This is a genomic window from Thermosulfurimonas sp. (assembly GCF_015491435.1).
In the GTDB taxonomy this organism is placed as follows: Bacteria; Desulfobacterota; Thermodesulfobacteria; order Thermodesulfobacteriales; family Thermodesulfobacteriaceae; genus Thermosulfurimonas_A.
In genome coordinates, this window is sequence record NZ_WFVX01000172.1 from 1 (window position 1) to 11,104 (window position 11,104).

9 protein-coding genes and 1 tRNA gene are annotated in these 11,104 nt (G+C 57.1%); all 10 read right to left on the minus strand.

What is annotated here, in order from left to right; translation table 11 throughout:
• Positions 1–43 precede the first annotated feature (43 nt).
• A complete protein-coding gene (pheS, locus tag F8J34_RS07805; RefSeq protein WP_297058002.1) occupies positions 44–1,054 on the minus strand; it encodes a phenylalanine--tRNA ligase subunit alpha in 1,011 nt (336 codons plus the stop codon).
• An 8-nt stretch (positions 1,055–1,062) separates the two neighbouring features.
• A complete protein-coding gene (rplT, locus tag F8J34_RS07810; RefSeq protein WP_297058004.1) occupies positions 1,063–1,419 on the minus strand; it encodes a 50S ribosomal protein L20 in 357 nt (118 codons plus the stop codon).
• A 19-nt stretch (positions 1,420–1,438) separates the two neighbouring features.
• Positions 1,439–1,648 carry a 50S ribosomal protein L35 gene (rpmI, locus tag F8J34_RS07815; RefSeq protein ID WP_297058006.1) on the minus strand — a complete coding sequence of 70 codons (210 nt, stop codon included), beginning with the start codon at positions 1,646–1,648 and terminating at the stop codon, positions 1,439–1,441.
• A gap of 19 nt (positions 1,649–1,667) precedes the next feature.
• Positions 1,668–2,183 carry a translation initiation factor IF-3 gene (gene infC / locus F8J34_RS07820; RefSeq protein WP_363315434.1) on the minus strand — a complete coding sequence of 172 codons (516 nt, stop codon included), beginning with the start codon at positions 2,181–2,183 and terminating at the stop codon, positions 1,668–1,670.
• A gap of 18 nt (positions 2,184–2,201) precedes the next feature.
• On the minus strand, positions 2,202–4,112 hold the full coding sequence (gene thrS, locus F8J34_RS07825) for a threonine--tRNA ligase (RefSeq protein WP_297058011.1): 1,911 nt from the start codon (positions 4,110–4,112) through the stop codon (positions 2,202–2,204).
• 66 nt (positions 4,113–4,178) lie between these two features.
• Positions 4,179–4,253 (minus strand) — tRNA-Val (locus F8J34_RS07830).
• A 143-nt stretch (positions 4,254–4,396) separates the two neighbouring features.
• Complete coding sequence (locus tag F8J34_RS07835) at positions 4,397–6,250, minus strand: VWA domain-containing protein (protein WP_297058014.1); 1,854 nt, start codon at positions 6,248–6,250, stop codon at positions 4,397–4,399.
• On the minus strand, positions 6,247–10,110 hold the full coding sequence (gene cobN, locus F8J34_RS07840) for a cobaltochelatase subunit CobN (RefSeq protein WP_297058016.1): 3,864 nt from the start codon (positions 10,108–10,110) through the stop codon (positions 6,247–6,249). Before cobN ends, F8J34_RS07835 begins: the two co-directional genes overlap by 4 nt.
• Entirely contained in the window at positions 10,019–10,909 is an 891-nt protein-coding gene (locus tag F8J34_RS07845) for an ABC transporter ATP-binding protein (protein ID WP_297058018.1), read from the minus strand. The genes cobN and F8J34_RS07845 overlap by 92 nt, the downstream gene beginning before the upstream one ends.
• The coding region (locus F8J34_RS07850) for an iron chelate uptake ABC transporter family permease subunit (RefSeq protein ID WP_297058021.1) at positions 10,902–11,104 on the minus strand (203 nt) is incomplete at its 5' end. The genes F8J34_RS07850 and F8J34_RS07845, both read right to left, overlap by 8 nt.

Sequence of the window (11,104 nt, forward strand, 5' to 3'; positions counted from 1 at the left end):
ATCGGTTATCCCTGGCTCTTTACTACCTGAAGCTCGAAACCATCTAAAATTGCTCCAGAAAATAGAGATGATTCTCATAAAAGAGACGAATATCATCTATTCCGAAGCGGAGCATGGTTATCCGTTCCACCCCCAGCCCGAAGGCCAGCCCCCTCCACTCCTCCGGGTCGTAGCCCACGGCCCGAAACACATGGGGATGCACCATGCCGGCTCCCAGGATCTCCAGCCAGCCCGTATCTCCGCAGAGCCGACACCCCCTGCCCCGACAGATCACGCACTGGATGTCCATCTCCGCGCTGGGTTCGGTAAAGGGAAAATAACTGGGACGGAAACGCACCCGGGTCCGGGGGCCGAAAATCTCCCGGGCAAAGTAAGTAAGAAGCCCTTTAAGATGGGCAAAACTCACCTCACGATCCACCAGAAGCCCCTCCACCTGATGAAACATAGGGGTATGTCGTACGTCGGAGTCACAACGATATACCTTTCCCGGGGCGATGATTCGCAACGGAGGTTGACGAGAGAGCATGGTTCGAATCTGGATGGGAGAGGTGTGCGTGCGCAGGAGCAGTCCGTTCTCCAGATAAAAGGTGTCCTGCATATCCCGGGCCGGATGGTCCGGCGGGATGTTCAGGGCCTCAAAATTATAATAATCGGTCTCCACCTCCGGCCCGCGGGCGATATCGAACCCCAGGCGCAGAAATATTTCGCAGATCTCCTGGAGGATCTGGGTTACAGGGTGAAGCTTGCCCAGCTCGTAAGGACGCCCCGGAAGGGTGAGATCCACCCCCGGGGCCTGATCCTCCGCAGCCCTGAGAAGCTCCTCCCGACGACGCCGGATCAGATCCTCGAGCTCGTTCTTGAGCTCGTTAGCTCGCCGGCCGATAACTCTGCGGGCCTCGGAAGGAAGATCCTTAATCCCCTTTACGACCGCGGTGACCAGCCCCTTCCTGCCGAGGTATCTGACCCGAACCTCTTCCAGCGCCCTGAGATCCCGGACTTCCTCCAGCTCCTTAAGGGCCCGGGATCTTAATTCCTCCAGTTCCTTCTCGGTCATAAATATTTCTACTGCCAGGCCTGTTTGGCCTTCTCCACCAGCTTGGCAAAAACCTCGGGTTCGGTCACGGCCAGGTTGGCCAGGATCTTGCGGTCCAGAGCGATGCCAGCCTTCTTAAGCCCTCCCATAAAACGGCTATAATTCAACCCGTGCAGCCTGGCCGCGGCATTAATCCGCACCTGCCAGAGCCGCCGAAAATCCCGTTTTTTCTGTTTCCTGTCCCGATAGGAATAGACCAGGGCTCGCTCCACCGTCTCTCTCACCCGCCGGAAACAATTCTTCCTCTGACCCCAGTAACCCTTGGCCAGCTTGATCCACTTCTTATGCCTTCTCCGGGTCTTAAAACCACCTTTGGCACGGGGCATGTCTATCTACCTCCCTTCCCTAAAACTTGTACGGAATCAGACGCTTTACATGCTGCACATAACCACCCTCAAGGACCTTATCGTGCCGCAGGGTGCGTTTCCGTTTGGCACTCTTTTTCCGATTGAGGTGGCTTCTTCCGGCCCGAAAATGAACAATCTTCCCCTTCCCGGTGACTTTAAAGCGTTTGGCCGCCGAACGATTGGTCTTCATCTTATTTTTCTTACCCATGGAAGATACCCCTTCCCGTTTATTTTTTCAGCGGAGCCAGGATCATGATCATCTGCCGCCCCTCCATCCGTGGGGCCATCTCCACCTGGCCCAAATCCTTAACCGCATCCTGGATTTTTTGCAAGACCTTCTGCGCCAGCTCCGGATGTACGATCTCACGCCCGCGGAAAAAGACCCGAATCTTGACCTTGTTTCGATCCTCGAGAAACCGCCGGATATGCTTGATCTTGGTCTGAAGATCGTGTTCCTCGGTCTTGGGACGGACCTTGATCTCCTTGATCTCCACCTGAGCCTGACGCTTTCGGGCCTCCTTGGCCTTTTTGGCCTCCTGGTAGAGGAACTGCCCGTAATCCATGATCTTACAGACCGGAGGGCGGGCCTGCGGAGCTACCTCCACCAGATCCAGACCGTATTCCTCGGCCTTGGCCAGGGCCTCTCGCAGAGGAACAATTCCGATCTGTTTCCCGTCCGGCCCTATAAGCCGTACCTCCCGGGCCCGAATCTTTTCGTTTACCCGATACTTACGCTTGTCAATGCTGCCCAAAAATCCCTCCTAGACGATTTTTTCGCGGATCTCCCGAAGGATTTTCTCCCGGAATTCCTCCGGGGCGAAGGTAAGATTCTCTCCCCCGCGGGTGCGCACCGTAAGCCGTCTCTCCTCCACCTCCCTGTCTCCCACAATCACCATGTAGGGAATCTTCTTGACCTGGGCCTCCCGGATCTTATAGCTCAGACGCTCCCCGCGGGCATCCAGCTCCACCCGAATGCCGGAGCCCCTGAGGAAATCATACATCTCGCGTGCGAAGGGTTCGTGTCGATCGGCCACGGTGAGCACCACCACCTGCACCGGAGCCAGCCACACCGGAAAGGCCCCGGCATAATGCTCAATGAGCACCCCGAAGAACCTCTCCAGCGACCCCAGAAGGGCCCGGTGGATCATGATGGGCCGATAGGGACGGTTATCCGGGCCCATGTAGGTAAGGTCAAAACGTTCGGGAATGTTGAAATCCACCTGAATGGTGGAACACTGCCAGAATCGACCCAGGACATCCCGAATCTTGAGATCGATCTTGGGACCGTAGAAAACCCCCTCCCCGGGATCAATCTCGTATGGAAGCCCCTTCTTTTCCAGGGCCGCCGCCAGAGCCCCCTCGGCCTTCTCCCAGATCTCTTCGGTGCCAACGTATTTCTCCGGACGGGTGGAAAGATAGATCTGATATTCTCTGAATCCGAAGACCGAAAGAAAATACACTACCAGATCCAGGACCTTAAAGATCTCCTCCTCCAGCTGATCCTCCCGGCAAAAGATATGGGCATCGTCCTGGGTGAAACCCCGCACCCGAAGAAGCCCGTGGAGCACCCCGCTTCGCTCGTACCGATAGACCGTGCCCAGCTCACAGTAACGAAGGGGAAATTCCCGGTAACTGCGTTTTTTGCTTTTGTAGATAAGAATATGGAAGGGACAATTCATGGGCTTTAATTGATAGGCCCTCTCATCGATCTCCATGGGGGCGAACATGTTTTCGGCGTAAAAATCCAGATGGCCGGAGACCTTCCAGAGATCCCGCAGGGCAATGTGAGGGGTATAGACCAGCTGATAACCACGCTTCAGGTGTTCCTCCCGCCAGAAGTCTTCTATTTCCTTGCGCACTATGGCTCCCTTGGGATGCCAGAGGATGAGTCCGGGGCCTACCTCTTCTTCAATGCTGAAAAGCTCCAGTTCGCGCCCCAGCCGCCGATGATCCCGGCGCTTGGCCTCTTCGAGCCTTTCCAGATAGGCCCGAAGTTCTTCCTTATCAAAAAAGGCCGTGCCGTAAATGCGTTGTAGTTGTGGATTTCGCTCATCACCCCGCCAGTAGGCTCCGGCCACGGAAAGGAGCTTGAAGGCCTTGATGAGCCCGGTGTGCGGAAGATGCGGCCCCCGACAGAGATCCACGAAGTCGTCCTGGCGATAAATACTCACCCTCTCTTCCGGAATCTCTCGGATAAGTTCGAGTTTATAAGTTTCCCTTCGTTCGGTAAAGATTCTTTCCGCCTCTGGTTTGGAAATTTCCTCACGCTCCAGGGGAATGCGCCTTTTTATGATCTCTTTCATGCGCTTTTCGATTCGGGCCAGATCTTCCTCGGTGAAGGGTTCGGACACGTCGAAGTCGTAATAAAACCCCTCTTCCGTGGCCGGACCGATCCCCAGACGGGCCTCGGGGAAAAGCTCCTTTACCGCCTGCGCCAGCACATGAGCCGCGGTGTGTCTCAGAATGGGAAGGGCCTCCGGGGTGCCCGGAAAGATCGGCTCCACCCTTCCCCCGCGGGTGAGAGGGGTTTGCAGATCCACTATCTCTTCCTCGATCCGAAAACCCAGGGGATGAGGGTTCCCCAACCCCAAAAGTTCGATCAGGGCGGAGGCCCGCACCCCGGCCTCCACCTCCACCTCGCGTTCGTTATATATAAGCTTAAGACTCTTCACTTCCTTTCCCCAAAACAAAAAGTAAGGCCTCTTGGGGAAAACACCCCGAAGAGGCCTTATCGGCGATGGTAGGCGCGGGCGGGATCGAACCGCCGACCTCTTGCGCGTCAAGCAAGCGCTCTCCCACTGAGCTACGCGCCTTCCTTGATCATTTTAGAATTTTTAGCAATTTTCGCTCCTGTTGTCAACCGCCCGAGTCGCTTCCGGCCTGCTCTCCTCCATCCTTAGCACCACTTAGAAACCAAGAAATAAAACAGATCCTTAAACCGAGAAAGCTTTGCGGATTATATAATCTTGCGCGTGATCTCAAGCAGACGGTCGGCCCGAAGGGCCTCGGGGGTAAAGTAACGGGCGGAAAGAAGACGGGCCAGTTTCCGGGCCATCTCCAGCCTCACCGCCCCGGTTTCGGTGTCCACCACCACAAACTCCACTTCCGGAAAATCCAGGGCCAGTTTCCGGGCCAGAAGCTCCACCTCCTCCCGGGGTGGCCTCCCGGTAAGACTCACGTTGCCCCGCCCATCGGTGATGAGAATGACCGAGGTAAGGTTATGCGGGTTCCTTCGGCGCTCGAGGGAAAGCAAATGGTGAAGTTTCCTCAGGGCTGCGGGAAGGGGAGTGGAACCTCCCACCGGAAGATCGGAAAGGATTCGTGCTGCTCGATCCACCGAATTAGTGGGAGGGAGAACCAGCCGGGCCTTCTCGCCCCGGAAGACCAGCAGAGAAACTCTGTCGCGCTTCTGATAGGCGGAAAGGAGAAGGCTCAGGATGGCCCCCTTGGTTTCCCGCATCCGGGCCTCGGCAGCCATGGAACCCGAACCATCCACACAAAAAAGAATAAGACGCGAACCCTTTACCAGCTTAAGCCTGGCCCGGAGATCCTCCTTCCGAACCACCAGTCGGTCCGCCGCATCTCCCCGCAACCTTCGTTTGAAAAGGGCCGAAAGAAAAGTGGGAATGAGGGCGATTTCTCCTTCCCCCTGGTAAGGAACCGCTCGCACAAAATGCCCCCTTCCCGCAAGGGAAAAACCCCTGGTGCGTCGGCCGAAGATCCGGATCTCCCGGGGTCTGGTGGGGGAAAGGGAAAATTCCCGCACCGGAAAGACCTCTCCCACGGGAAAGACTTTGTCCTCGCCCTCTTCGGGCCTTACCTCCTCAGGTTCGGCCCCTTTGGGATCGGCCGGAGCGTCCTCTTCTTTATCTTGCCCCTCGCTCGGCGCTTCGGGAGAACGACCTCCGGAGGCCTCCTTTCCCCGGGGGGAGGAATTTTCTTCAGGAGACTTATGGTCTTTCCTGGTTTCTTCCCCGGGCTTACTTTCGGGCCGGGGTCTTTTCCTCTCCCTTTCCCGTCTGCGGTGGGCAAGAACCAGTTCGGCCACGGATTCCACGTCCTCGGAGGTGGCCTCGGAACGGCCTTTTAGGGCCGCATGGGCCCGAACGGCCTCCAAAAGAAAGATCTCTGCCCGGTGACCGGCCGCAGCGGCCTCAAGGGCCAGCCGGGCTATGAGGGCCCGCAGATAGCCGGAAATCCGGACCTCAGGAAGCAACCTCCGGGCCTTTAAGATCTCCTCCCGGAGTCTCCCTTCCTCCTCCGCAAAGGTCTCCTCAAAACCCCCGGGATCCATCTCCCAGAGGAGGCGTCGTCTCAGGATCTCCACCCGCAGGCCCGGGTCCTTTTCGGCGGAGACCTCCACATAAAGACCGAACCGATCAAGGAGCTGCGGGGAGATGGGGCCCTCCTCGGGATTCATGGAACCGATAAGGAGGAATCGCCCGGACTCCGCGGCGGAAAGAAGGAGGGAAACCAGGTGGGGAGCGAGAAGATTGATCTCATCCACATAAAGCACCCCACCCTCGGCCTGAGACAGAAGACCGGGGACCAGGACCTTTCGCCCGTGTTTTAAGGCCTCCTCCAGAGAGAGGTGACCGGTCAATCGTTCCTCGGTTACCGAGAGGGGAAGGTTCACAAAAGGGCCTTCCAGAAGACGAGCCAGGGCCCGGGCGGCGGTGGACTTGCCTGTGCCCTTTTCCCCGGAAAGGAGCACCCCGGAAAGCCGCGGGTTTACAGCGCAGAGCATGAGGGCAAGCTTCATCCTCTCCTGCCCCACAATGGCCGAAAGGGGATAAAGCCTTTTTGTCATTTCCCTATCTCTCCGATTTCTCTGCGGAGATCCTCCATCCTCGCCTGCCATTCCGCCACCTCATCCACCGAATACATATCCACAGCCCCGCCCTGGAAGCCGCCTCCGGTCTCTCCCATCGTATCCTCGAGTCGCCCCTCAAGCTCAAGATAGACATCCCTTAATTTTTCCAGCAAACCGGCCTCCGGCCTCCATAGCCCCCTCTTTTCGGCCTCAAGCAATCTGCGGGCGATTTCCTCCAGGGCATAAGGGTTGTGTTGCATGAAGAAATCCCTATTTTCCTGGTCAAGCACAAATTTACGGGTAATTTCGTCAAAGATCCAGTGGTCAACCTCGCCGGTGGTGGCCTGCCAGCCGAATAGGCGCCCGATGCGTTTGGAGATCTCCGCCGCTCCCTTGTAGCCGTGTTGTTTCATGCCTTCTATCCAGCGTGGATTCAAGAGTTTAGCCCTGGCCACCCGCCGGATTTCATCAGCCAGGTCGCCAACCGCAACCGCTGCCCTCTCCCTGGTATCACCGTAATAGGCCTTTACCTTTTTCCCGGAGAGTTCCCTTGCGGCCACCGTAAGCCCGCCGTGGGTGCCGAAGTAACAGCAGCAACCGAATAGATCGTATTCATCGGTGAAGGTATTGTTAAAGGTTGCCTCCACCGTGCGCAGGCCCTCGGCCAGTTCCCGGTGGGCCTTCTCTCCGAAGACCCCCTTTCCGTAAGCGTAGCCGTTCCAGTACAGGAAGACCTCGGCGAGATCCTTTTCGGTCTTCCAGGCCGAGGCATAAACCGCAAGGTTCACCCCGGACTGATAAGTACCCGGAGGTGAGGCAAAGATCCGGAAGGTGGCCCGGCGCAGGGCATCCTTTTTGCCTTTCAGTTTTTCAAGCCGTTCCAGGGTGTGCTTGCGCACGAAATTCATCTCCGGCGGTTCGGGAAGCTCCGCCACCCGACACACGGCTTCATCCACCAGCGCTAGACACTGTGGAAAATTGTCCCGGGTAATTCCCGAAACCCTGATGGTAACGTCTATGCGAGGACGTCCCAGTTCGCGCAGCGGAATAACTTCAAACCCTTTCACCCGACCGTTGGAAAGCCATACCGGTCTTACCCCCAGCAGGTAAAGGATCTGGCTCATGACCTCCCCTTCACTCCACATAATGTCCGTGCACATCCAGTAAAAAGCTACGTTTTCGGGGAGCCGGCCTTCGTCTTTTCGAAACTTTTCAAGCAGGGCCTCGGCCAGCTTGACCCCCACGGCGTAGGCCGCTTTAGTGGGTACCCTTTCCGGATCCAGGGAATAAAAGTTTCTTCCGGTGGGAAGGATGTCGTCCCGACCGCGGGTTATAAGCCCCGAGGGACCGGGAGAAATGTAACCTCCGGAGAGCCCACAAAGCAAAGCTCCCATCTCGTCTGAGGCCTCGAGGCGGTGCTTTAGATCCTTTATCCGGAAGATAAGCTTTTGCAGCTCTTCCCCGGGGACCCTCTCGCAAGCCTCTTTTCCGCAGAGACGAACCAGGACCTCCCGAGCTTCTTTCTCCTCCAGGACCCCCCGGATGAACTCTTCAGCCAGTCTTTCCACCCGTTCAAGGAGCCGGCCCCGGGCGGGATCCTTAAGAAGATCCTCCAGGCGAAATCCCAGGGCCCGGGCTATCACTCGCCGAAGATCCGAAGGTTCTCCGGAATCGTAGCGCAGCACGGCTCGCATGAAGGCAACCTGTTTTTCACCCCGGGGGATCTCCCCAAAGATATGCATACCCCTGGGCACCTGAGTGGTTCGAAGCCGGGTCAGGGCCTCATGAAGACGACGAATAAACTCCTCGGGGGCGTCTTCCTCGGGGGGTTTGACCTCCTCCAGACCGGTTTTACGGGCCAGGTCAACCAGACGGTGAAGTATCTCGTGGGCCCGGGCCGGACTTCCGCGAACCGCCTTTTCGTATTCCTCAAGGAGGTGATCCAGTTCGAGATAATCTTCGTAGAGCCCTCCGGCCTCAAGTACCGTTTGCAGATGATCCACCAGAACGGCATAGCTTCGACGTTTGGCGATGGTGCCCTCCGGAGGATTGTCGGAATTGTAGATATAAAGATGGGGCCGCTCATGAAGGGAGAGATCCGGGAAACAGGCCGCGGAAAGCCCTACCCCCTTTCCGGGAAGAAATTCCAGATTGCCATGGGTTCCCACATGAACGATCACATCCGCCTTAAACTCCCTCTCAAGCCACCAATAGGTGGCCAGGTACTGATGGGGCGGAGGAACCTCGGGATCGTGAAGGATTTTGCATACCTTCCCGTCACAACGCGGCCCGGCACAACCCCGTTTGGGTTGAACGCAGACCACCGCGTTTCCAAAACGGAGCCCGGTGACCACAATTTTTCCTTGATAGACCATGGCCGCAGGGACCCCGTTTTTCTCCTCCCCCGGAGGATCTCCCCAGGCCTCCCTCATCCGCACACGAACTCCTTCCGGGAATTCCTCCCACCAGGGGAGGTATTCCTCAAGCGGGACCATGGCCAGGGCGCCTCCCTTCTTTACGATCTCCTCCACCGTGGTCCACCGAAACTCCGAAATGGCCTTCCTCTTGAGGATCAGATCTATTAATTCCTTCCCGCTGCTCGGTTCTTCCTCCACGCGATACCCCTCTCTCTTGAGACGTTTCAGGATGCGGGCCACACTCTCCAGGGTATCCAGATGGGCCCCGGAGCCCACCGTGGCCTCCACCGAGGCACAGGGATTATTGTGAAGGATAAAGGCCACCCGGCGTTCCGCCGGGGGCTTGCGCCGAAGCTCGATCCAGGCCCTGACCCTCTTGGCCAGCCTCTCTACCCGCTCCCTTACCGGAACTCGACGTTCCAAAACAGCCCCGGTCAAGGGATCCTCTTCCCTTTTCATAGCCCCAAGAAATAGAGGCTCTATGACCCCCTCGAATTCCGGAAGGGCCACCGACCAGGCCACCTCAGCCGAAAGCCCCTGGGGATCCTCTTCCCACTCGCTCACCGTGCGGGAATAAGCCACCACCGGCTGAAATACCGGCACTCCGAGCTGCCGAAGGACCTCCACCCCGGAGGTGGAAACCGAGGGATCCGAAAGGTCCTTCTCCCGGGTACTTCCCAGAAAGAAAAAAATGAACTTGACCAGGGCCTCGACCCGGGGCTTTCCCCCGGCCAGAAAGAATTTCTTTACCGCTTCCCCCGGCCCTTCACTTTCGAGACTTCGATCCCTTACGCTGTAGCTAAAGACAGGAACTACCCCCAATCCCTGCTTCTCCAGTTCCGCGATAAAGGCCTTTTCCACCTCCATTTCCCCGTTTACCCAGTTGTGACGAGGATAAAGGACCCCCACCAGGGGCAGGTTCGGGGAAGGCCGATACCAGGCCAGATATTCCTCAAGATCGGTAAAAAGGCGAGGGCCGCGGGGATGATAGATCCCGCTCATGGGAAGGACTTTCGGTTCCTGCCAGGGAAGTTCGAGGCCTGCGGCCGAGGAGGCCACATAGAGAAGAAGATGCACAAAGTTCTCCTCCCCTCCGTAAAGGACATAACGCAGAGCTTTCTCCACTATCTCGGGGGCTACATTGGAGAGGGTCAGGTGCTCCGGTTGGTATCCCAGAGAGATCAGCGGACGGTGCCTGGCCAGTTCGGAAAGTTCGGGAAGCATTTCTTCCCAAAAAGAATCGCCGGATCGATAAAGGAGGAGAAGGTCCATCCGGGAAAGGGCCCTGAGTGCTTCCTCTCTCTTCTGGACCCGGGTTTCCAGGGCACGGGAGGAAAAAATCTTTACTTCAAGACCATATTTCCGGACTTTTTCGGCGGCTTTCACCAGAATCGGCACATAACTGGCCCAGAATATGGCTCCTATCTTTATGGACTTCATCCCCATTCCCCCTTTCTAAAAGCTTGTTACCCTTGGAGGTAAAGATCTGGACGGGAAATACCAGGGTCCGGCCATTAAGAGAGAGCACCTCCAGAGGGACCTGATAGAGTTCCTCCAGATGGTTCCGGATTTCCACGGGGTTAGCGGGATTAAGTTCTCCCAGAAGGCGTCCTTCCTTTATAAGAAGCACCCGGTCGGCAAAGCTCAGGGCCAGGTTCGGGTCGTGCAGGGTAGCCATCACCGTAAGCCCTCTTTCCCTGGTCATCTGCCGGATCAGGGTCATAATTTTTACCTGATGTTGGAGATCCAGATTCGCGGTGGGTTCATCCAGGAGAAGTATCCGGGCTTCTTGAAGGAGGGCCCGGGCCAGAAGCACACGCTGACGCTCGCCACCGGAAAGCTCCGTCACCCGCCGACCCTCGAACGACTCAAGGCCCAGTTTTTGAAGTATTTCCCGGGCCCGAATCCGGTCTCTTTTCCCTGGAGAGGAGAAGAAACCCAGATAAGGGGTGCGCCCCAGGAGGACAAATTCTAATACGGTATAGGGAAAAACCGGTTGATAGGACTGGGGAATATAGGCCAGAAGACGGGCTTTCTCGCGAAGGGAAAACGTAGCCAGGGAGCGCCCGGCAAACCGAATCTCACCCCGGGAGGGAGAACAGGAACCCAGAATACATCGAAGGAGAGTGGTCTTACCGGCTCCGTTGGGTCCGAGGAGAACCACCAACTCGCCCTTGCGAAGAGCTAGACTTACCTCCCGCAGGATTTTCCCGTAGGAGAGATGGCATATCTCAAGCATATCCGGTGCCTCCCAAACGTTCCCTGTGGAGGAGATAGACAAAAAAGGGAATCCCCACCAGAGAAGTGATAATTCCCACCGGCAGATCAAAGGAAGTGAGGGTGCGAGCCAGGGAATCGGTGATCACCAGAAGCACCGCTCCGGTCCACATGGAAAGGGGGATTAATCGTCGATGATCCGGACCGGACCAAAGTC